This is a genomic window from Burkholderiales bacterium (assembly GCA_036262035.1).
GTDB lineage: Bacteria > Pseudomonadota > Gammaproteobacteria > Burkholderiales > SG8-41 > JAQGMV01.
The window spans coordinates 1-22631 of sequence record DATAJS010000011.1; the positions used below are offsets into that span (position 1 = coordinate 1).

19 protein-coding genes are annotated in these 22631 nt (G+C 67.2%); 12 read left to right on the top strand and 7 right to left on the bottom strand.

Features of this window, described 5'->3' with window-relative positions; genetic code table 11:
- Window positions 1-49: 49 nt before the first annotated feature.
- Together VHP37_13845 and VHP37_13850 are read right to left on the bottom strand one after the other, a co-directional pair.
- Complete coding sequence (locus tag VHP37_13845) at window positions 50-361, bottom strand: hypothetical protein (GenBank protein HEX2827427.1); 312 nt, start codon at window positions 359-361, stop codon at window positions 50-52.
- 217 nt (window positions 362-578) lie between these two features.
- A complete protein-coding gene (locus VHP37_13850; protein ID HEX2827428.1) occupies window positions 579-1562 on the bottom strand; it encodes a tripartite tricarboxylate transporter substrate binding protein in 984 nt (327 codons plus the stop codon).
- A gap of 68 nt (window positions 1563-1630) precedes the next feature.
- Here VHP37_13850 and VHP37_13855 point away from each other — a divergent pair, with 68 nt between their 5' ends.
- The 6 genes from VHP37_13855 (at window position 1631) to VHP37_13880 (ending at window position 7774) form a co-directional block, all read left to right on the top strand.
- Window positions 1631-2185 carry a chromate transporter gene (locus VHP37_13855; protein ID HEX2827429.1) on the top strand — a complete coding sequence of 185 codons (555 nt, stop codon included), beginning with the start codon at window positions 1631-1633 and terminating at the stop codon, window positions 2183-2185.
- A complete protein-coding gene (locus tag VHP37_13860) occupies window positions 2182-2709 on the top strand; it encodes a chromate transporter (GenBank protein HEX2827430.1) in 528 nt (175 codons plus the stop codon). Before VHP37_13855 ends, VHP37_13860 begins: the two co-directional genes overlap by 4 nt.
- A 62-nt stretch (window positions 2710-2771) precedes the next feature.
- A complete protein-coding gene (locus VHP37_13865; protein HEX2827431.1) occupies window positions 2772-3986 on the top strand; it encodes a mandelate racemase/muconate lactonizing enzyme family protein in 1215 nt (404 codons plus the stop codon).
- An 18-nt stretch (window positions 3987-4004) separates the two neighbouring features.
- The gene (locus VHP37_13870; GenBank protein HEX2827432.1) at window positions 4005-5246 is read left to right on the top strand and encodes a beta-propeller fold lactonase family protein; all 1242 of its coding nucleotides are present in this window, start codon (window positions 4005-4007) and stop codon (window positions 5244-5246) included.
- Between the two features lie 13 nt (window positions 5247-5259).
- Window positions 5260-6489, top strand: a complete 1230-nt coding sequence (locus tag VHP37_13875; protein HEX2827433.1) for an acyl-CoA dehydrogenase family protein — start codon at window positions 5260-5262, stop codon at window positions 6487-6489.
- Between the two features lie 157 nt (window positions 6490-6646).
- Window positions 6647-7774, top strand: a complete 1128-nt coding sequence (locus VHP37_13880; GenBank protein HEX2827434.1) for an acyl-CoA dehydrogenase family protein — start codon at window positions 6647-6649, stop codon at window positions 7772-7774.
- A gap of 144 nt (window positions 7775-7918) precedes the next feature.
- Here VHP37_13880 and VHP37_13885 read toward each other — a convergent pair whose 3' ends face one another.
- Window positions 7919-8701: an enoyl-CoA hydratase/isomerase family protein gene (locus VHP37_13885; GenBank protein HEX2827435.1), complete on the bottom strand. Its 783-nt coding sequence runs from the start codon at window positions 8699-8701 to the stop codon at window positions 7919-7921.
- Between the two features lie 48 nt (window positions 8702-8749).
- Here VHP37_13885 and VHP37_13890 point away from each other — a divergent pair, with 48 nt between their 5' ends.
- The gene (locus VHP37_13890; protein HEX2827436.1) at window positions 8750-9715 is read left to right on the top strand and encodes a tripartite tricarboxylate transporter substrate binding protein; all 966 of its coding nucleotides are present in this window, start codon (window positions 8750-8752) and stop codon (window positions 9713-9715) included.
- A gap of 41 nt (window positions 9716-9756) precedes the next feature.
- Here VHP37_13890 and VHP37_13895 read toward each other — a convergent pair whose 3' ends face one another.
- On the bottom strand, window positions 9757-10719 hold the full coding sequence (locus VHP37_13895) for a tripartite tricarboxylate transporter substrate binding protein (GenBank protein ID HEX2827437.1): 963 nt from the start codon (window positions 10717-10719) through the stop codon (window positions 9757-9759).
- Window positions 10720-10807: 88 nt separating this feature from the next.
- Between VHP37_13895 and VHP37_13900 the strand changes: the two genes are divergently transcribed.
- The 4 genes from VHP37_13900 to VHP37_13915 are packed head-to-tail and all read left to right on the top strand — an operon-like array spanning window position 10808 to window position 18612.
- Entirely contained in the window at window positions 10808-12466 is a 1659-nt protein-coding gene (locus VHP37_13900; protein HEX2827438.1) for a PQQ-dependent dehydrogenase, methanol/ethanol family, read from the top strand.
- Window positions 12467-12469: 3 nt separating this feature from the next.
- Entirely contained in the window at window positions 12470-13720 is a 1251-nt protein-coding gene (locus VHP37_13905) for a toll/interleukin-1 receptor domain-containing protein (protein ID HEX2827439.1), read from the top strand.
- A gap of 15 nt (window positions 13721-13735) precedes the next feature.
- A complete protein-coding gene (locus tag VHP37_13910; GenBank protein HEX2827440.1) occupies window positions 13736-14764 on the top strand; it encodes a MoxR family ATPase in 1029 nt (342 codons plus the stop codon).
- Complete coding sequence (locus VHP37_13915) at window positions 14761-18612, top strand: pentapeptide repeat-containing protein (GenBank protein ID HEX2827441.1); 3852 nt, start codon at window positions 14761-14763, stop codon at window positions 18610-18612. The genes VHP37_13910 and VHP37_13915 overlap by 4 nt, the downstream gene beginning before the upstream one ends.
- A 54-nt stretch (window positions 18613-18666) precedes the next feature.
- On the opposite strand, the gene VHP37_13920 is transcribed toward VHP37_13915, so the two are convergent.
- Window positions 18667-19503 (bottom strand): CmcJ/NvfI family oxidoreductase, encoded by an 837-nt coding sequence (locus VHP37_13920; protein HEX2827442.1) that lies wholly within the window; start codon window positions 19501-19503, stop codon window positions 18667-18669.
- Between the two features lie 149 nt (window positions 19504-19652).
- Between VHP37_13920 and VHP37_13925 the strand changes: the two genes are divergently transcribed.
- Window positions 19653-20567, top strand: coding sequence for a hypothetical protein (locus VHP37_13925; GenBank protein HEX2827443.1), 915 nt, complete (start codon window positions 19653-19655; stop codon window positions 20565-20567).
- On the opposite strand, the gene VHP37_13930 is transcribed toward VHP37_13925, so the two are convergent.
- Both VHP37_13930 and VHP37_13935 read right to left on the bottom strand, forming a co-directional pair.
- Window positions 20564-21403 carry a TauD/TfdA family dioxygenase gene (locus tag VHP37_13930; GenBank protein ID HEX2827444.1) on the bottom strand — a complete coding sequence of 280 codons (840 nt, stop codon included), beginning with the start codon at window positions 21401-21403 and terminating at the stop codon, window positions 20564-20566. The genes VHP37_13925 and VHP37_13930 overlap by 4 nt on opposite strands.
- A 140-nt stretch (window positions 21404-21543) precedes the next feature.
- Window positions 21544-22521: a tripartite tricarboxylate transporter substrate binding protein gene (locus VHP37_13935; GenBank protein HEX2827445.1), complete on the bottom strand. Its 978-nt coding sequence runs from the start codon at window positions 22519-22521 to the stop codon at window positions 21544-21546.
- Between the last annotated feature and the right edge of the window lie 110 nt (window positions 22522-22631).

Consider the following 22631-nt stretch of genomic DNA (forward strand, 5'->3'; position numbering starts at 1 on the left):
GCGCGCGCTATCGCGCGCGCGTCCGGGACGGCGCGGCCTGCCGGCCGCGTCAGCTGAAATCGACCTTCGTCGCGTAGCGCTTGCCGGCCGGGCCCTGGAAGATCACGGTCGCGGTCGAATCCATCCGGTTCTGGTTGTTCAGGTCGAACGTCTGGCGCGAGTAGGTCCACGTGGCGTGCTCGGCGTCGTCTTCCTTGACCGACGCCGGCTTGCCGATGGCGGTCATGACCTCCTGTTCGGACTTGCCCATGACGGCGGTCGTGAAGTCGTCGCGGGAGAACGGGCGGCTGCAGGCGGCGACCAGCATGAGCGCGGCAAGCGCGCAGGCGGTGAGGAGTCGGCGTGTAAGAGGGCGGAACATGGCGGCGTCCTTATGAGTTTGGGACGCGGAGGTTACGCCTTAAACGCGCGCGTTGCCTGTCGCCAGGCTGTCGAGACGAAAAAGAGATAAAGCGCGCAAGGATCGGCGTCCTGGCGTACGCCAGGACCCATGTTGAAGTCCCAAGGAAGTCAGGATGGATCCCGGATCGCGTGCGCTGGCGCGCACGGTCCGGGATGACGCGTCCGACGACGCGTCACTATTCCGTGCGTATACCGGCCGCCTTGATCACCTTGGTCCAGCGCGCGAGCTCGCTGCGGATCAGATCGCTCATCTCCTTCGGCGTGCTGCTGGCGATCTCCAGCCCGATGCCCTCGATGTGCTTGATGAACTCGGGGTTCTGCGCCGCGCGCGTCATCTCCGCGTTGATCTTGTTGACGATCGCGGGCGGCGTTCCCGCCGGCGCGAGCAGGCCGTACCAGCTCGTATTGGTGAAGCCGGGATAGGTCTCGGCGATCGCCGGCACCTCGGGCATCGACTTGACGCGCTTCGGATGGCCGACGCCGACCGCGCGCACCTTGCCGTTGGCGAGGAACGGCTGCCATTGCGGGATGCTGCCGAAGATCGCCTGGATCCGTCCGGCGACGAGATCGACGGTGGCGGGCCCGCCGCCTTTATAAGGCACGTGCACGAAGTCGGCGCCGGTCAGGGCCTTGAGCAGCTCCATGCCGAGGTGGTTGGGCGTGCCGGTGCCGGGCGAGCCGAAGTTGATCGTGCCCGGCCTGGATTTCGCGAGGTCGACCAGATCCTTGACCGTCTTCGCCGGCACCGACGGATGGATGACCAGCAGGAAGGGCACGTAGACGCCGACGCCGATCGGCGCGAGGTCCTTGATGGGATCGTACGCGAGCTTGGTGCCGAACGCGGGGCTCACCACGAGGCCCGCCGACGTTCCGAGCAGCAGCGTATAACCGTCGGGCGGCGCTTTGGCGCCGAGCGCATGGCCGATCGTCGCGCCGGCGCCGGGACGGTTGTCGATGACGACCGGCACGCCGAACTTGTCGGACAGCCAGCCGCCGTACGCGCGCGCGGTCGGATCGGTCGAGCCGCCGGGCGGGTAGGGCACGATGAGCCGTATCGGGCGCGTGGGATAAGAAGCATCGGCGGCGAGCGCCGAAACCGCAGCTGCGCAAAACGAGAGTGCGACCGCCGCCGCGGCCGAACGTACAGCGAAAACCGACATTCCTCCTCCGTATCGTTGTTCGATGGAACCACCGCATGGTATACGAATGTTCACCCAGCACCCGGACCATGCAAGAACAGAACGGCCATCCTCCGCGCATCTCCGCGCGCGATCTCTTCCTCGCTTTCACCGGCATCACGCTCGCGAGCTTCGGCGGCGCGCTCTTCTGGTCGCGCCGCGCGATCGTCGAGCGCCATCGCTGGCTTTCGGAGCACGAATTCGTCGAGATCCTCGCGCTGGCGCAGCTCCTGCCGGGCGCCAACGGCGTCAACCTCGCGGTGCTGATCGGCTATCGATTCGACGGCGTGCGCGGCGCTTTCTCGGCGCTGGCGGGGTTTCTCACGCTGCCTTTCGCGGTGATCATGACCCTGGGTTTCCTGCACCGCCGGTTCGGCGAGATGCCGATCGTGCACGCGGCGCTCACCGGCATGTCGGCGGTCGCCGTCGGGCTTCTCATCGCCATGGCTTCGCGCATGGTGGTCGTGCTCCAGCGGCGGTGGCTGCCGTGGGTGTTCGTCACGCTGACCTTCGTCGGCGTCGGCGTGCTGCGCTGGCCGTTTCTCGCGGTGGTCGGCGTGCTCGCGCCGTTCGCGATCTATGCATCGTGGCGGGGGCGCACATGAGCCTGTCCGAGCTCGCGGCGCTGTGCCTCTATTTCATGATGCTCTCGTTCCTGGCCGTCGGCGGCGCGCCGTCGGTGCTGCCGGAGATGCACCGCTACGTCGTCGAGCTGCACGCGTACATGACCAGCGCGCAGTTCGCGCAGCTCTACTCGCTCGCGCAGATCGCGCCGGGACCGAACGTCATGTACGTGCCGCTGATCGGGTGGCACATCGCGGGCTGGGCCGGCGCGGTCGCGACGCTGTTCGCGGTCGTCGTGCCGTCGTTCTCGCTGACGCTCGTCATCGCCCAGCTCTACGCGAGGCATCCGAAAGCTGCCTTCGGCGTCGCCGTGCGGCGCGGACTCACGCCGATCACGATCGGCCTCATCTTCTCGAGCGCGTGGATCCTGGTGCCGGCGGTGAACCACGACTGGCGCGGCTACGTGCTCACGGCGCTGACCGTGCTGCTCGTGTCGAGGACGCGGTTGGGCCCGATCTGGGTGCTCGTCGGCGGCGCCGCGGCGGGGATCGTCGGCTTCGTTTGATAATCCGGGTCAGAGTAACATTTCGGAAAATGTGACTCTGACCCGGATTTACGGGAGGGGGCATGAAGATCAGCAATCTGGAGACGTTCGTCGTCGACGGCGGCTGGCGCGCGTGGACGTATGTCAAGGTCGAGACCGACGAAGGTATCACCGGCTGGGGCGAATGCTCGGACACGCGCGTGCCGAACGCAGTGTGCGGTGCGGTGCGCGACCTTTCGGGCATCCTCGTCGGCCAGGACCCTCGCGCGTACGAAGCGCGCTTCATCGATATGCACCGCACGTTCCGCTCCAGCCCCGGCGGCATCGCGGCGCGCGCGATGGCGGGCATCGAGTGCGCGCTGGTGGACATCAGGGCGCGCTCGCTCGGCATCTCGGTGACCGAGCTGCTCGGCGGGCCGACGCGCGACCGCGTGCGCCTCTACTGGTCGCACTGCGGCACGACGCGTGTGCGCCATCACGAGATGGTCGGCAAGCCGCCGATCGAATCGTGGAACGACGTCACCGCGCTCGCGAAGGAAGTGGTGTCTCGCGGTTACACCGCTTTGAAGACCAACATCGTGCTGCCGGGCAAAGGCGGCACGTGGTTCAGCGGTTTCGACCGCTCGATGGGGCCGAACGACGAGTGGGCGCCGAACTGGCTGATCGGCCACATCGAGAAGCACATCGGCACGATCCGCGACGCGGTCGGCCCCGACTTCGACATCAACCTCGATCTCAATTTCCACTTCAAGCCCGAAGCGGCGAAGCGCATCGCGAAAGCGCTGGAGCCGTTCAATCTCCATTGGCTCGAGATCGACTCTCCCGATCCCGACGCGGTGCGCGAAGTGAAGGAGTCGACCTCCACGCGCATCTGCACCGGCGAGACGCTGATCCACATGAAGGAATACCTGCCGTTCTTCGAGCGCAAGGCGGCCGACGTCTACATGATCGACGTGCCGTGGAACGGCATCGTCCAGGGCAAGAAAGTGGGCGACCTCGCCGCGACCTTCCAGAACAACGTCGCGCCCCACAACCATTACAGCCATCTGTCGACGTTCATGAGCGCGTCGCTGTGCGCCTCGCTGCCCAACGTGCGCATCATGGAGATCGACGTCGACGACGTGCCGTGGAAGGACGATCTGGTCACGCACACGCCGGAGATCCTCAACGGCTATATTTCGACGCCCAAAGGTCCGGGCTGGGGCACCGCCATCAACGAAGAGGTCGCCCGCGCGCGCGCGTGGGACCCGAAGAAGTCGGCGCATCAGAAGAACCTGCCGCCCGCCCGCAGTTATTGATCGACAAGGAGGGTTGCCATGAATCGCATCACTCTCGCATCGCTGGTCGCCGGCAGTCTTGCCATGCCGTGCGTCGTCGAAGCCGGGCAGGGCCCGCAGAAAGTCGCGCTCTACGCCAACGTCGGCAACGAGCTCATCCATTTCGACGTCGACGTCGACAAGGCCGAGCTCACCCGCAAGGACAGCGTGAAGCTGCCGGCGAGCGTGCAGTACGCGTGGCCGCATGCGTCGCGCCGGTATCTCTACGTCGCGACGAGCAGCAGCGCGTCGGGTTACGGCCCCGCCGGCACCGAGCATCACGTCACGGCGTTCAGGATCGATCCGGCGACCGGCACGCTCACTCAGCACGGCGAGCCGATCAAGCTGCCCACGCGCCCCATCCACATGACGACCGACGTCCCGTCGCAGAACATCCTCGTCGCATTCAACAACCCGAGCGCACTGCGGGTCTATCGCATCAACAAGGATTTCACGCCGGGCGAGGAAGTGAAGCAGCCGGGCCCGATCGATGCGGCCATCTTCGCGCACCAGGTGCGCGTCACGCCCGACAACAAGCACGCGGTGCTCGTCGCGCGCGGCAACGAAGGCACCAAAGAGAAACCCGAAGATCCGGGCTTCCTCAAAGTGTACGAGTACAACAACGGCGTGCTTTCCAATCTCACCACGATCGCGCCCGACGGCGGCCGCAACTTCGGCCCGCGCCACCTCGATTTCCATCCCTCGAAGCCGTGGATGTACCTGCTGATCGAGACGCAGAACAAGATGTACACCTACAGGATGGATGGCGGAAAGATCGCGCCCGACATCGCGTATCGCGCGGAGACGCTCGCCGAGCCGAAGAATATCCGCGCGCGGCAGGCGGCGAGCGCGGTGCACGTGCATCCGAACGGTCGCTTCCTCTACGGCTCGAACCGCGCGCAGGAGACCGTGGATTTCAACGGCCGCAAGGTGTTCAAGGGCGGCGAGAACAGCATCGTCGTCTATGAGATCAACCAGTCGACGGGCGAGCCCAGGCCGATCCAGCACATCGAGACCCGCGGCATCCATCCGCGCACCTTCCACATCGATCCCTCGGGACGGCTGCTCGTTGCCCAGCACAACTTACCCGTCGACGTGCGCGAAGGCGACACGGTGAAGACGATCCCCGCCGGGCCGTCGGTGTTCCGCATCGGCGACGACGGCAAGCTCACTTTCGTGCGCAAGTACGATTTCGACGTGGGCAAGACGACGATGTGGTGGATGGGCATGGTGCCGCTGTAACAGGAGATTTGAAATGAACTTCGGAATCGAAGACTCGGCCGAGCAGGGCGCTTTTCGCGACGAGGTCCGCGCGTTCCTCGCGACCGCAGTGCCCGACAACCTCGAGCACGCGATCGACCCGGTCGACATGTCGTACGAGCAGTATCAGATCCGACGCGCGCTCGGCCGCAAGCTGGGCGCGAAAGGCTGGCTCTACCCGTCGATGCCGGTGGAGTACGGCGGCGGCGACCTGTCCGCCGAGAAAGTGGTGATCCTGCACGACGAGCTCTCGCGCGTCGGCCTGGCGCTCCCCCCTTATTACGACTCCGGCGGCAAGATGGCGGCGCCGACGATCCTGGTGTGGGGCACCGACGAGCACAAGAAGCGTTTCCTGCCGCCGATCTGCCGCGGCGAAGTGCGCACGTGGCAACTGCTGAGCGAGCCGAGCGCGGGGTCCGATCTCGCGGGCGTGAAGACGACCGCGGTCCGCGACGGCGACGTCTATCGCGTCAACGGCCAGAAGATCTTCGTCGGCAGCTCGCACGGCGCGGATTACTCGTGGACGATCGTCGTGACCGATCCCAAGGGCGAGCGCCACAAGAACCTGTCGTGGCTGATGATCCCCATGAACCTGCCGGGGATCACGGTGCAGCCGATGGATCTCCTCGCGACCGGCGGTGAAGCGGGCAGCGGCTCGGGCGTGAAGAACGCGGTGTTCTTCGACGACGTGCGCGTGCCGGCCGATCACCTCGTCGGCGGCGAGAACAACGGCTGGAAAGTCGCGACCACGCACCTGGAGGTCGAGCACGGCGGCACCGGCAGGCTCGCCGACAGGCGCGTGATCTACGACTTCATCGAGATGTGCCGCGACCGCCGCGACGGATACGCGATCTGCGACGACGCGGGCGCCAGAGCCGAGATCGTCGACCTCTACATCGAAGCCGAGATCACGCGCCTCTTCGCGCTGCGCAACCACTGGCTCGCGCACACCGGCCAGCCGCGCTCGTACGAAGGCGCGCAGTACAGCCTGCGGCGCAAGCTCTCGGGGCTCGACATGGCCGAGAAGATGCTGCGCATCGCCGGGCCGTGCGTGCTGACCAAGGACGAGAAGTGGGGCCCGCTCAAAGGCGCGATCGAGTACTTCCAGCGCGACGCGATCACGGCGCTGCACCCGGGCGCGACGACCGACATCCAGAAAGTCGTCATCTCGCGCAGGCTCGGCATCGGCGGGCGGGAGAAGGAGAAGGCGGGAACGTTGCGATAAAGCATCGTCATTCCGGACGCGTCGAAGACGCGATCCGGAATCCATTTTGATTCTTTGAATTCAAAATGGATCCTGGCTTTCGCCAGGACGACGCTTACGCGTCGAATGGATCCTGGCGTACGCCGGGATGACGAAACACTCGGACACTGGCGGCGACATGGATTTATCACTCAACGATACCCAGCAACTCATCCAGGACTCGGCGCGCGACTTCGTGCGCGGCTCGTGCAGCCGCGAAGCGCTGCTCGAGATCGATCGCAAGCCGCAGCTGTTCATGCAGGGCATCTGGCCGCAGATGGCGGAGCTCGGCTGGACCGGCATGGCGATACCCGAGACGTACGGCGGCACGGGCAATTGCGCGACCGACGTCGCGGTGCTGTTCGAAGAGCTCGGCGCGGGGCCGGTGCCCGGACCGCTCTTCTCGTCGGCGGTGCTGTGCGCGCGCATCCTGCTCGACAGCGCGACCGAGGAAGCGAAGCGCGCGTGGCTGCCCTTGATCGCCAGCGGCGAGCGCGTCTTCGCGCTCGCGCTCACCGAAGCGCAATACGGCTGGTCTTCGCAAGGCGTGAAGCTCGCAGCGCGCGGCGAGCGCGAAGGTTTCGTGCTCAACGGCACCAAGGTGTTCGTGCACGACGCCGAGCGCGCGACCGATCTCATCGTCGTCGGACGCATCGAAGGCGGCGAGGGCATCAGCCTCTTCCGCGTCGACGCGAAAACCCCGGGCGTGACGGTCCGTCCGCTCGCGGGCTTCATCGCGGGCATGTCGGAAGTGGTGTTCGACAACGCGCACGTGAGAGGCGCCGATCTCATCGGACAGGGCGGCGCGGCGGCGGACGAGATCGAGCGCGCGCTGATCGCGGTGACGCCGGTGCTGTGCGCGTACAAGGTCGGCGGCTGCCGCGCGGTGTTCGACCTGTCGCTCAACTACGCGCGCGAGCGCACCCAGTTCGGGCAGGTGATCGGGCGCTTCCAGCGCGTGCAGGACCACCTCATCCACATGGTCAACTTCCTCGACTCGGCGCGCTGGACGACGTACGAAGCGCTGTGGAAGCTCGACAGCGGCATGGACGCCGCGTCATCGGTGCACGTGGCGAAGTCGGTGTCATCGGAGAGCTACATGCGCGCCTGCGATTACGCGCACGAGGTGCACGCGGGGATCGGCGTGATGCGCGAGTACGGGCTCACGCTGCACACCCGCATGTCGCGATCGCTGTACCACTGCCTCGGTGCGCCGAAGACGCACCGGCAGCGGCTGGAGAAGGTGCTGGGGCTGGTGAACGGCTGACCGACAGCCAGCGTCATTCCCGCGAAGGCGGGAATCCATTATGAACGTTAAATTCAAAATGGCTCCCGGATCGAGTCCGCTATCGCGGACAGGTCCGGGACGACGCGACGCGTCGGCTATCGCGGTTCGGGAATGACGATCGCCCTAAGTCGCGGTGAACACAGGCTCGCGCCGATCGAACCCGGCTTTGACGCCTTCCTTGAAGTCGTTCGTCTCGCGCAGCACGTTCTGCTGGAACATCTCGCGCTCGGTCGCGGCGCGGAACGCCGGGACGAGATCGAGGTTGAGCGTCTCGCGCGCGGCCTGCACGCCGAGGGGGCCGGCTTTCGCGATGTCCAGCGCCATCTCGGTCGCGGCCTTGCGCACGTCCTCCTGCGGCACGAGACGGTCGGCGAGTCCCATCGCATACGCCTCTTCGCCCGGGATGCGCTTGCCGGTGAGGAACAGCCACTTCGCTTTCTGATGGCCGACGATGCGCGGCAGCGTCGCGGTCATGCCGAAGCCGGGGTGATAACCCATCGCGCAGAAGTTGGCGGCGAGCCGCGCTTCCTTGCACGTCACGCGAAAGTCGGCGACGAGCGCGAGGCCGAGGCCCGCGCCGATCGCGCTGCCGTGCACCGCGGCGACGATGGGCTTCTTGGTCGCGACGAGGCGCTGCGCCTCGTGATAGAGATGGCGCCCCGGCGGCGGCAGCGGGCGGCCCGCGGCCTGGTCGTCGAGGCGCTTCTTCAGGTTCGCGCCGGCGCAGAAGTGTTTGCCCGCCGCGGCGAGCACGATCGCACGGACGTTCTTGTCCTCGTCGAGCGCTTCGAGCGCGGTGGCGAGATCGCCGATCAGATCGATATCGAGAAAGTTGTTCGGCGGACGGCGCAGCTCGACCGTTGCGATGTGGCCTTCGATGCTGACGCCGAGTTCGTCGGTGCCCATGAGTCTCTCCTGTTTGCTAACCTCCCGATGATACAAGAGGAGGAGGTCATGAGCCCGATAACGACGATGGCGGCGGCGCTGCTCGCGCTGACCGCCGGCAATGCGCTCGCGCAGAAAACCTATCCCGAGCGCCCGGTGCGCCTCGTCACCGGCTATCTCGCCGGCGGCGGCTCGGATTTCGTCACGCGCACCACCGCGCAGAAGCTCCAGGAGCTGCTGGGCGGCACGGTGATCGTCGAGAACCGCACCGGCGGCGGCACCAACATCGCGGCGGAGTATGTCGCGCGCGCGGCGCCGGACGGGCACACGCTGCTCGTCGGCGGCAGCGCGAACACCGCGAACATGACGCTCTACAGGAAGCCCGGCTACGACATCGTGAAGGATTTCGCGCCGATCAGCCGGCTCACGTCGGGGCCGAACATCCTCGTCGTGCATCCGAGCGTACCGGCGAAGACCATCCCGGAGCTGATCGCGCTCGCGAAGAAGAATCCCGGGCAGCTCACGTATGCGTCGGCCGGCAACGCGAGCAGCAATCACTTCTCGGGCGCGCTCTTCACCTCCATGGCGAAGATCGACATCGTGCACGTGCCGTACAAGGGCGGCGCAGGCGCGATCATCGACACGATCGCCGGCCATGTCTCGATGTACTTCAGCACGCTGCAAACCGCGCTGCCGCACGTCCGCTCCGGCCGTGTGCGCGGGCTGGCGGTGACCACGCTCAAGCGCTCTCAGGCCGCGCCGGAATTTCCGACGTTCGCCGAATCCGGATTACCGGGCTTCGACGTCGCCGCGTGGCACATGCTGCTCGCACCTGCCGGGACGCCGCCGGAGATCGTGACGAAGCTCAACGCCGAGGTTGTTCGCGGGCTCGCGCAGCCGGACGCCAGGCAGCGCTTTGCGACGCAGGGCTTCGACGTCGTGACCACGACGCCGCAGGCGCTGGCGGATTACATCAAGCTGGATGTGGCGAGGTCGGCGAAGATCATCCAGGCGTCGGGTATGAAGGTGGACTAGAAAACCGGGGTCAGACCCCGATAAGGCCGGGTCAGACCCCGTCACTCAGCCTTGATCCCCGCGGTCTGGATCACCTTCCGCCACTGCCCGATCTCTTTCAGTATCTGCGCATGCAGCTGCTCGGGCGTTCCGCCCGCAGGCGAGACGCCGTCGGCCTGCAGCTTCTCTTCCATCTCCCGCGCATGCACCGCGGCGTTCACCGCCGCGTTGATGCGATCGACGATGGGCTTGGGCATGCCCCTGGGGCCGATCAGCGACTGCCAGTTGATGACTTCGTAGCCGGGCACGCCCTGCTCGGCGATCGGCGCGAGCTCGGGCGCCGCCGCCAGCCGCGTCAGGCTGGTCACGCCGAGCGCGCGCACGCGTCCGGCTTTCCACTGGCGCAATCCCGTCTGCGGCGTCGCGAAGTTGAGATAGATGTTGCCGGCGATCACGTCCACCATCGCGGCCGATCCGCCTTTGTAGGGGATGTGCTGCATGCGGATGTGCGCCATGCTCTCGAAGAGCGCGGTCGCGAGATGGATGATCGCGCCGGGACCGGTCGACCCGTAGGTGATCGATCCCGGCTTCGCCCTGGCGATCGCGATGAGGTCGCGCACGTTCTTCGCCGGAAGCGACGGATGCACGATCGGCACGAGCGGGCCTTTGGCGATCATCACGATCGGCGTGTAGTCGGTGGCGGCGTCGAACTTGAGCGGATGCAGGCTGGGGTTGATGCTGTAGCTCGGCGTGATGAGCGTCAGCGTATAACCGTCCGGGGCTGAAGCGCGCACGCCGTGGTCGTAGCCGAGCGTGCTCCCGCCGCCGGGCCGGTTCTCGACGATCACCTGCTGGCCGAGCGCTTCGGTGAGCTTGGGCGCGATCAGCCGCGCCACGAAGTCCGCGCCGCCGCCCGGTGTCGAGGCGACCACGATGCGGATGGGTTTGGACGGCCACGTTTGTGCGTGCACCGGCGCCATGAGCAGCGCGCACGCGACGACCAGCCCGGTCCGGAAAATTGCCACGAGATGTCTCCTCACTCTTTTCTCTTATCTCCTGTCCCGATCTTACTGCGTTAGCATGTAGCCACAACACTCTCACATGGAGGGGACCATGAAGAAGTGGATCATCGCGGCCGCCGTCGCCGCATGCTGGGGGCAAGCGCAGGCGCAGACCGCGCAGGAGCTGCTCGACGCGAAGAACACCGACCACGTGCTCGCGTTCGGGATGAACCCGAACCTCACGATGTGGAGCCCGCTCAAACAGATCGACAGATCCAACGTCAAACGGCTCGTCCCGGTGTGGAGCTTCAGCACCGCGAACGACATGGGCGAGCTCTCCCAGCCGACGATCTACAACGGCGTCATGTACGTCGCGAACGGCAACTGGACGTACGCGATCGACGTCGCCACCGGCCGGCAGATCTGGCGCACGCCGGTGACCTACGACCGGGGTGCGCTGCGCGTGACGACCGGCGGCGCGTATATGCGCGGTGCAGCGACGATCTACAACGGAAAATTATTCCGGCAGAACATCGACGCGCACATCGTCGCGCTCGATATGAAGACCGGCAAGGAAGTCTGGAGGCAGAAGTTCGCCGAATGGAAGGAAAGCTACGGCGGCATCGTCGCGCCGACGATCGCCAACGGCGTGCTGATCTCGGGCATGGCGGGCGGCGATCGCACCGCGCGCGGCTTCGTCGAAGGCTACGACCCCGACACCGGCAAGCGGCTGTGGCGCTTCTGGACGGTGCCCGAGCCCGGACAGCCGGGCTCCGAGACCTGGCCGCACAAGGATTTTCCCGACGCGTGGAAGTACGGCGGGGCGGCGACGTGGCAGCCGGGCACCTACGACCCCGAGCTCGATCTCTTCTACATCGGCACCGGCAACGCCGAGCCGTACAACCCGAAGTATCGCGGCGGCATGGACAGCCTGTACGCCGCGAGCGTGCTCGCGATACGGCCGAAGACCGGCGAGCTCGTCTGGTACTACCAGTACCTGCCCAACGACAGCTTCGACTTCGACGGCACGGCGGAAAGCATCCTCGCCGACATGCGCATCGACGGCAAGCCGCGCAAGGTGCTGATCAACGTCAACAAGAACGGCTTCGTCTACGTCATCGACCGCACCAACGGCAAGCTCGTCTCGGCGCATCCGTTCGTCGCGCAGAACTGGGCGAAGCACATCGATCTGAAGACCGGCCGTCCGGTGCTCACCGATCTGCTCGAACGCGCGATCAAGGGCGAGACGATCGACCTCGCGCCGCGGCTCGCGACGAACGCGACGCTGTCCGCGTACAACCAGCGGACCGGAACGCTGTACCTGAACTCGTGGGAGCTCATCCGCGTGATGAAGTTCGTCGACCCGGAGCTCCAGGTCGGCCAGGGCTACACCGGCATCGAGACCAGCTCGAAGTTCCCGAAGCCCGCGGGCTATCACATGGCGATGAACCCGCTCACCGGCAAGGTGCTGTGGAAGACGCCGCTCGAAGACTACGCGTCGTCGGCCGGCATGCTGGGCACCGAAGGCGGCGTGCTCTTCACCGGCAAGCTCACCGGCGAGTTCCTCGCGCTCGACCAGGACACCGGCAAGCAGCTCTGGAGCTGGAAGACCGGATCGAGCGTCAATGCGCCGCCGATCACCTACACGCACCAGGGCGTGCAGTACGTGACGATCCTGTCGGGCCGGGGCGGCAGCAACCCGACGCGCGCGGTCGGCGCCATCGTGCCGAGCGGAGGCACAGTCGTGACCTTCGCGCTCCTTCGCGATTAGCCTATGGCGATGCAGGTCTTCCTCAGTCACAGCGCCGGCGACCTCAAAGCCGACGCTGATTTCGTGGAAGACCTGCGCGACCGCTTGCTCGCGGTCAAGGCCGACGACGGCTCGCCGCAGTTCGAAGTCTTCTTCGACCGCGACAACCTGCGCGCGGCCGATCCGTGGCGCCAGAAGCTCTTCGATTTTCTCGGCGCGTGCCACGGCGGTGTGGTCGTGCTCAACGAGCGCGCGATCCAGTCGGACAAGTATCCGTGGGTGCACACCGAGGCGAGCATCCTGCGCTGGCGCACCTGGATGGGCGAGCAGCTGCCGCTGGTGCTGATGCTGCGCGGGGCGGGGTCGCAGGCGCTGTATGCGCAGCGCAAGGAATGGGAGCCGCTCGCGTTCGGCGAGGTGCAGTTCCTCGGCGCACGCAAGGAGTTCGTCGATGCGACGCTCGATACGGCCTCGTTCGACGTGCTGGTGGCGCAGCTCAAAGCGTCCGGGGTCGCGAACGACGGCACGCGCTACGGGCAGTTGCGCGAAGCGCTGCGCAGCGAGATCAAGCGCATCCCGTTCGACGAGCCGGGCGTCGCGGAGTGGACGAAACGCCTGCTCGCCGAAGGACCCGCGGGACTGTCCGCGCTGATCGACAAGAAAGGTTATCTCAGCGACGAAGCGAAGCAGGCGATCGAAACCGCGCTCGACCTGATCGCGCCGTGGTGGATCGACGTGCAGTCGTCCGCCCGCCTGGCGAGCGCGGCGACCGATCCGGCGCTGAGCACGTTCGCGGTGAACGGCTCGCGCACCGACTACACCCCGCTCATGTACGTGCGCCAGGCGTGCTGTCTCAGCGCCAACGTCGCGTGGAAAGTGCTGCCGATCGTGGGCAACTCCGGGACTCAGGGCACCCAGGCGTTCCTCGACTCGATCGTCGCGGAAGTGCGCCGCGTTCTCAAGTCGGCGTTCCCCAAGGTCTGGCCGCCGACCGAAGAGGTGTCCGACGAGGACATGAACGAGCTCATCGACAGCCTGCTCGGAAAGCAGCGCCGTCCCACGTTCATCGCGCTGCCGCCGCATCTCGCCGCGGACAAGACGGTCGCGGACGCGGTGCACGCGGTCTTTCCGAATCTCAAGCTGATCGCGATGACCAGGACCCCGGAGCAGGCGGCGGCGATCGCGCACGCCGTTCCGCTCACGCCGCTGCCCGATCCCGCGCTGGAGAAGAGCGAGCGCGAGCGCTTTCGCGACATCCGCGCGATTCTTTCGTAACCGCCGAGAGGACTCATGGGGTACACCAAGATCTTCGACCCGCAGCCGCTGTTCAAGGACCTGCGCACGGCCGCCGAGCGCAGGGTGCCGGCGAGCGGCGACCGCCGCGACGGCAAGGTATACGTCTACACCGAGCCGCTGGTGCTCGCGGTGAACGTCGCGCTCGCCACCGGACGGCCGCTGCTGCTGCGCGGACCGCCCGGCAGCGGGAAGTCGTCGGCCGCGTACAACATCGCGCGCATCCTCGGCCGCCGCTATTACGAGAAAGTCATCACTTCGCGCATGACGGCGAACGACCTGCTGTGGCGTTACGACGCGGTGCGCCGTCTCGGCGACGCGCAGGTCGCCGCGGCCGCGAAGTCGCGGCGCCGCAAGGCCGCGCCGCGGCGGTGGGAGTCGTATCACCCGTACATCCAGCCCGAAGTGATGTGGTGGGTGTTCGACCGCGCGTCGGCGGAGCGCCGCGGGCTGCCGGCGGACGAGAAGCTCTTCTTCGAGCCGGCGGTCGATCCGGCGGTGTACACGCCGCCGCGCAAGCCCGACGCGCCGGCGGTCGTGCTGCTCGACGAGATCGACAAGGCCGAGCCCGACGTCCCGAACAACCTGCTGGTCACGATGGGCTCGATGGAGTTCCAGGTCGACGAGCTGCAGTGCACGGTGAAGCTGCAGCACGCCGAAAACCTGCCGCTGCTGATCGTCACGACGAACGAAGAGCGGCAACTGCCTTCGGCGTTCCTGCGCCGCTGCGTCGTGCACCGCTTTCCGGCGCCGACCCGGGAAGAGCTGATCGCGCTCGCGACCAAGGTGGAGCCGCGAAGCTCCGCCGCGTTTCACGAGCGTATCGCGGCCGCCATGGAAAGGCTCGCGGACGAGCGCAGAAAGAGCACGCGTGAAGAATTCACGCCGAGCGTCGCGGAGTTTCTCGACGCGGTGCGGGCGTGTCAGCGCCTGGGCTCGAACAAGATCGATGTGCAGACCATCGACGACATCGTCGAGCGCGCGACGTGGAAGACGCCGCACGAGAAGCGGCCCGCCAACGCGTGAGCAAGGTCTACCCGATCGGCATCGCGGACGCGCTCGAAGCGGCGGCGCGCCTCGGCGCGGAAACCGCCGAGGACATCGAGGCGATCGCGGCGGTGCTCGGCGTGGCCGTGCGTCCGCACGCGACGCCGGCGGATGGCAGGGGCGACGCGCCGCCGCCCGAGCCGGTCAAACCGTTCGTCGAGCCGCCGAAGACACCGGCGGCGGCGCCGGTCGCCGACGAGCTCGCGATCACGATCGAAGCGGTCGAGCGCGCGCATGAAGACGCGCCGCAAGTGCCTCGGTACATCGCTGAAGCCGCCCCGTTACCGCCCGATCCCGGCGCGCCTGCCGCGTCGCCGCCGCTCGCGCCGCTGTTCGCACCCGGCCTCACGCGCGACATGCTGCGCCGCGGGCTGTCGGTCATGTTCGAGGACGGCCCGGTCGACGCCGCGCGCCTGACCGAGCTCGCCGGCCGCGGCCGCATGCCGCAGGTGATTCCGCGCCTGCCTCGCGCGTCGCTGCGCCGGGGCGTGCAGGTGGTGTGCGACGTGTCCGAAGCGATGCGGCCGTACGCGCTCGACCAGGGGATGCTGGTGCGGCAGGTCAGGGATCTCGTCGGCGAGCGCGCGGTCGACGTGGTGTTCGTCGAAGGCGTGCCCGATGCGCACGGCGACGAAGCAGAGGCGCCTTACGAAGCGCCGCCACCCGGCATGCCGGTCCTCATCCTTTCGGACTTCGGCATCGGCCGGCCTTTGTACGCGCCGCGGCGGGGTACGCCCGAGCAATGGCGCGCGTTCGCCGAGCGCTTGCGGGAACGCGGCTCGCGAGTGATCGCGCTGGTGCCGCACGAGCCGCGGCGCTGGCCGTCGATCCTGCGATCGGTCGTCGAGTTCGTGCACTGGGACCGGCCGCGGCAGCCGCGCGTCGTCTCGGAGGTCGCGCTGCCGGTCGCGCCCGACGAAGTCGACGCCGCCGACATCATCGAAGCGATGCGCAAGCGCAGTCCGGGCGCGGTCGAGCTTGCGCGCGTCCTGAGCCTCGCCGCGCGCATCGAGCCCGAGCTCATGCGCGCCGCACGCATCGAGCTCCTGCACCACGTCGACGCCGGCGCCGAGGCCGATCTCATGTTCAGCGAGGCCATGACGGTCGCGACCGCCGAAGCGGCGACGCTGGAGCCGTCGGTCGCGCATCGCCTGCGGCGCGAGCTCGCGGCCGATCCCGAGCTCTGCGAGCGCGCGTGGAGCTTCCTCGCAGGCTTCCGTGAGGCGACCGCCGCGCCCGCGCTGATCCGCGTCGAAGAGCGGCTCAACGCCGCGAGCGTCGCCGAACCCGTCGACACCGACGCGATCGAGCGCGAGCTCGCCTCGGTGCTGCGCGCGCTGATCGACGGCGGCGCGGATGCCGCGGGCCTCGCGTACTGGGTGCTGCATTCGATGCCGCGGCAGCCGCGTGAGGTGAGCGCGACGCCGATAGCGCAACAGCTTCTGGCAGCGGCGGCGTTGCGCACGTCGCATCGCGCGGTGGAGGTCGATGCGCTGCCGGAAGGGCCGGACGGGCTTGCGCGCGTGACGTCGCCGGAGCTCCTGCCCCGCGTGCACATCGGCGTGCGCTGGACGCCGGGCCGCTGCGAGTTCTTCGACGAACCCACGCCGCCGATGGTGACCTTCGAAGTGCCGGACACGGTGCCTCGCGTGCTCTACGTCGCGGGCGCGGACGGTCTCTACGCCAAAGTCGCGATCTATCCCGGCAAGAGCGAGGCAGTCGATACGACGGACGCAGCGCTCACGCTGCGGACGATCGACGGCGCGGAGCATCGGATCCGCCTCGGATCGAGCGTGCCGCAGCGATTCCGGGACGCATGCTTCACGGTCGAGTCGCTGGGCTCGCTGGGCTTGTCGACGAGCGGTTTCGCGATCAGTCCGTACTGGATCGTCACGACGCGGCGCAGGGTCGCGGAATCCGCGATCGTCAACGTCACCGGCGGCCCGGAGAACCGGTATACGTCGCACGCCACCGTGCTCGACGTCGAGCACGATCGCTATCCGCACGCCGTGCTGGAGCCGGGGGCGATCGCGCCCATGGAAACGTATGTGTCGCTGTTCGACGCCGCGGCGACGCCGGCCGGCGCGGCGGACTATCGGGTGCTCGACCGCACGCGGCAGGCCGGACACCGGGCGAGCGCCGCCTCGGTGGAAGCGCCGGCCGGGCTGCAGCTCCTCCAGCTCGAGACGGCGGTGCCGGCGAGCAACGCGCTCGAAGGCGCACCCGTCATCGCCGGCGGCGGGCTCGCCGGCATGGTCGTCGAAGTGCACGAAGGCGGGATCGTGGCGATGCTGCCCGCGGCCGGGATCCTCGATGCGGTGGAAGAGACCGCGGTCTCGCACCTGCGGGGCACGGGTGGGAAGCGCGCCATGATGGGCTCGGTGCTGTTCCTGCACGGGCTGTGGCTGGAGAGCGGCGGCCTCCGCGGCGAGCGTGCGAGCCTCGACGGCGAGAGTCTCGAAGGCGTCGAGCTCGAGCGTGCGGTGCTGCGCAACGCGAGCCTGCGCAAGGCGATGCTCAGGGAGGCGCGGCTGGCCCGGGCCGAGGCGCGCGACGCCGATTTCTCCGGCGCCGATCTCACGAATGCGGACCTGCGTGGGGCCGACCTGCGCGGCGCCAACTTCCTCGACGCGAGGCTCGAAGGCGCCCAACTCGACGGCGCCAACCGCGAAGGCGCGACACTGCCCCCGGAGGGGCCCGGCCCTCGGATGCCGCAGATCTTCCTCACCGCCGTCAGTCCCGACCGCAGCGGCCTGCTGCGCGACGTGTACATGATGCTCGAGCGGGAGCTGGGCCAACGGCTGCCACCCGGCGGCGCACGGTTCTGGCACGACAGCGGCGACCTGCAAGCCGGAGAACAGTGGAGCGATACGCTACGGCGCGAGTTGGAAGACAGCGACGTCGTGGTAGCGGCGCTCGCGCGCGACTTCGAGTCGGTCGTCGAAAAGGGGGGCGGGGCGCAGCTGGCGGCAGCGCTCGAGATGGGTAAGAACGTCATTCCCTTGCTTCTCGAGCGCTCGACCTTGCCGCGCGAGCTGCCGCGGGGGCTCGCTGCGCTCCGCGAGGTCTTGCAGGTTCGGGTGTCGCGCAAGAGCCTCAGGGAAGACGTCGCGAGACTCGCCGACGTCGTCGTCCGATCGTTGCGAGCGGAGTCGCCGGATGCGCCTAAGGCCGAGAGCGACGTGCGGGCGCTCGTCGCGAATCTCTATACCGGACGGCCGGAACAGGCGACCACGGTGGACGTCGACGGTGCGCGCGCTCTCCGCAACGCACTCGCATCGCAGGGGCTGGACGACCGTGACATGCTCGCGCTGGCGCTCGCGATCGTCCGCATCGAGAGCGGCGACTTTTCGACGGTCCAGGAGGAGCCCGGCCGCTTCAACAGCTCGCCGAGCGGCAATCCCTTCGATCTCTACGAGCCCGGCACGGCGGGCGGCAAATCGCTCGGCAACACCGAGCCCGGCGACGGCGCGCGCTATCGCGGGCGGGGGCTGGTGCAGGTCACCGGGCGCGCCAATTACGGGCGCTACGGCGAGGCGATCGGCGTGGACCTCCTCGACCATCCGGATCTCATGCTCGAGGTCGACGTGTCGGCCCGCGTGCTGGCGGCGATGCTGCGCGAGCGCGAGACGCGTCTGAGCAAGCCGCTGCAAGCGCGCGACTTCGTGAGCGTCGTGCGGGTTCTGGGCTATTCGAGCGGCAATCCGGCGGACCGCCTCGCGGTTGCGTTCCAGACCGCGCTGCCCCTCGCGGAGGTGCTGCTGCGAGAAGCGCCCGCACCGCCGGCGTCTCGGCGGCGTCCGGTGCGCAAGGCGGCGCGGAAGTAGGGGAAATCGGGGTCAGAGTCACATTATTTCGGCGAAATGTGACTCTGACCCCAATTAGTCCCAGAAGGCGAAGGTGCGGGTTTCGATGCTCTCCCGCGGCGGGGCGTCGGGCGGCGAATTGGGATCGTCGAACGCGCTGTGGGCGGTGAAGCGCGAGGGCTTGGTGGCGTCCGAATCGAAGACCTTGAACACCAGCGCCTCGTCGCGCGTCATGCGCGGGAACCAGTACCACTTGTGCGCCGGGTTGTGGGCGATGTGATAGACCTCGCCGGTGCGGTACTGGTAGCGCCGCTCGACGCGGATGAAGCCTTCGCGCGGGATCGAGCGGCCGTCGCAGATGCCCAGGGGGTCGACCAGCACCGGGCCGCGGATCGGCCGCCAGACCTGGACGATGGCGTAGCGCTTCTTCAGCCGCCGCCCGGCTTCCTCGGCGCCGACGATCTCGGCCAGCCGCCGCGGGGCGGAGTCCTCGGTGTAGTCGTTGTGTACGCCCTTGACGGTCGGGCGGGCGCCCGAGACGCGCTGGGACTCGTCGTCGGTGACCCTTATCGTGTGGTCGAACACGACCACGTGGGACGCCCCGGAGCAGCGCTTCACCAGCGCCTCGACCTCCGGGTCGTAGACCGCCTTGCGCTCGGCATCAGAGGTGAAGTCCCGGACGCGGGTCGGGTGATCGACGAAGACGAAGCCGTGGGTGTCGAGGTCGAACGACGCCCTAAAGGGGCGCCCGTCGGTGACCGTCATTACATACTGACGGTACTGCGGCGGGATCGCCTTGTCGGCCATCTCGGGCCAGTCGATGTAGCGGACCGGCGGAATGCCGGTGTCCACGATGTAATTGAACTCGGCGGCAACGCTGCCGGTCAGAGACCGTTCGGCGGTGAGCGGCATGGCAGGGCACCTCCGGGAAATTTGCCTGGAAACAGTTTAACCCACTGATCAAAAAGGGCTACACTTCGAGGCAGCACCGCTCCGAGCAGGCTACACCCGAAGAACCAGCACGAGCGCCGACAATCCCAAACTCAGCGAAATCTTCGATCATGACCCGTCTCTCGATCGCCGGGCGCATCGTGCTCCTGGCTGCTTCACTCGCGTCACCCGCAATCGCGTCGGCCGCGCAGGCCGACACCCCGTCGTTCGCCAACGAAGTCTCCAAGCAGAACGCGATCTACAACAGCAAAGGGCAGGACCGGCCCGACGGCTACGTGATCGACCGCGGCCTGATGTCGTACGTGATCGCGCTGCCGACCGAGTTCAAGGATTCGCTCTCGAAGCTCGGCGAGAAAGACCGCTGGCTCGACATCGGCGCGGGCGAAGGCCATGCGGTCATGGATTACGCCACCGCGAAATACGACGTGGTGCCGGCGCTCGCGTCGCGCAGCGGCAAGCGCGCGACCGCGGTCGCGATGTCGATCGAGGACCGCCGCACCAACCAGTGGTACCAGACCGCTGCGAAGCTCGACGGCAACCAGATCCAGTATCTCTTCGGCAAGCGCCTGCGGGATTATTCGAGCGACGAGCTCGGGCGCTTCCAGATGATCACCGACGTGATCGGCGGTTTCTCCTACGCGCAGGACCTCACCGCTTTCCTCCAGAAGACCCTGTCGCTGCTCGACGTGAACGGCACTTTCTACACCGTCTTGCAGGACGTGAACTGGGAGAACGGCTCCAACAAGCCGCACTACCCCGGCGAATCGTTCCTCACCGAGATCAAGAAGGCGGACGGCTCGTCGATGCGCGTGTGCGAGTACCTGAAGAGCATCGGCTGCGTGCAGGTCACGTGCGAGGCGAAAGCGGACTGGACGCCGCCCATCGAGGTCTACCGCATCAAGAAGACATGCGACGCGCTGTCGGTGCCGAAGCTCCTCCCGACGCAGTACACATCCGGCACCCCGCCGGAGCGCAAATACGTCCTTTCGGACGCGCCGGGCGAAGCCGTCCGCGCTTCGCGCTAGGCAGCGATCGGCAATTCGCCCCGGACGAGGACGCGGTAGAGCAGGCGGTACTCGTCCGGGTCGTAATCGAAATACGCGCGGTGCATCGCCGCGCGGTTGTCCCAGAGCAGCATGTCGCCCTTGCGCCACTGGTGGCGGTAGATGAACTCGTCGCGTACCGAGCGATCCAGCAGGTCCTTCAGCAGCACCTGCGATTCCGCCGCGCCCATGCCGACGATGTTCTCGGCTTTCACCGGGTGGAAATAGAGCGCGTTGCGGCCGGTATCGGGGTGCCTGCGCACCAGCGGCTGTAACACCGGTTCCGGTTTTTTCTCTTCCTGCGCGTCCGCCGATTGTCCCGAGTAGCGCGCGGACGCGCTGCCCTGGAAGACGTTCACGGTCTGCATGCCCTCGAGCCTGCGCTTCATCTCGTCGGGCAGCGCCTCGTAGCCCGCGCGCATGTTGACGATGCCGGTGTCGCCGCCTTTGGACGGCAGCTCGACCGCGTAGAGGCAGGTGTACTTCGGCGGCCGCACGTGGTTGGTGTGATCGGTGTGCCAGTCCGCGCCGTGCTTCACGCGCTTGCCTCCCTTGTCCTTGTGTCGGTTCGACACTTCGTGCACCAGCGGACAGCCCGGCAGGGCGTACTGCGTGAAGTGCTGCTCCATCGGCTCGCCGAAGAGCGCCACCGCCGCGAGGTACTGCTCGGGCGTGAATTTCTGGTCGCGGATGACCAGCGCGACGTTCTCCACGACCGCCTGGTTGAGTTTGCGCCGGGTTTCGTCGTCGACCGGCTCGCGCAGGTCGATGCCGGTCACTTCGGCGCCGATGTGGGGGGAGAGTTTGCTGATCTTCATGGATTCGTCCTCCAAGTCGTCATTCCCGAACCCGCGGTAGCGGGGACTGTCGGGAATCCATTTCCAACTATAAAGGTCAAAATGGATTCCCGCCTTCGCGAGAATGACGTTCTTCTCGTCGTCGCGGCAATGACGGGCCGCTAGTTCGGCTGCAGCCCGACCGCTTTCACCACCTTCGCCCAGTGCGTCATCTCGTTGAAGTACATCTTCGAGAACTCCTCCTGCGAGCTCGCGTGGACGTCGAGGCCCTGGTGCAGCATCAGCTTCTTGGTGTCCGGCTCGAGCAGGATCCTGGCGACGGCTTCCTGCACCTTGTTCGCGATCGCCTTGTCGGTGCCGCCCGGCATGAAGAGCGCGTACCAGTTCTCGAAGCCGTAGCCGGGGACGCCCGCTTCGGCGATCGTCGGGTACTCGGGCAGTGCAGGCGTGCGTTTGAAGCCGACGGTCGCGAGCGCACGCAGCTTGCCGGTCGTGAAGAACGGGCGCGTGGAGATGACGCTCGCGATCGTCACCGCGATGCGGCCGGCGACCGTGTCGGTGATGCTCGGCGCGGTGCCCTTGTACGGCACGTGCGTCATCTTGATGCCGGTCATCTGGCAGAACATCGCCATCGAGAGATGCTGCCCCGAGCCCTGTCCGGACGACGAATAGAAGAGCTCGTTGGGCCGGGCGCGCGCGAACGCGATCAGCTCTTTCACGTTCTTCGCGGGAATCGACGGGTGCACGACCATCACGCCGGGCGAGACCACCGCGAGCGTGACCGGAAGCAGGTCTTTCTTCGGGTCGTAGCCGAGCTTCATGATGCTCGGCGTGATCGTGATGCCCGACGAGGCCATGAGCATCGTGTAACCGTCGGGCGGTGATTTGGCGACGATGTCTGCGGCGAGCGAGCCGCCCGCGCCCGGCCGGTTGTCCGCGACGACCGGCTGGCCCCACAACTGCGAGAGCTTCGTTCCGATGAAGCGTCCCGTGGTGTCGACGCCGCCGCTGGGGGCGAGCGCGATCACCATGCGTATCGATTTCGACGGATAGGCCTGCGCGTGAACCGCGCCCGATGCGCCCAGGACCGCCGCCAGAACCAGCGGCGCACTCAGCTTGCCGATACTCCGTGCTGTCATGAATCCTCCTCGTGTCGTTATGGTGTGTCGGAGAAGTCTAAAGCATTCAGAGATTGCGCCGTTAACCGGATTCAGGAGCAGTGGGGCATGCCTGCGCTCCATGAACTGCG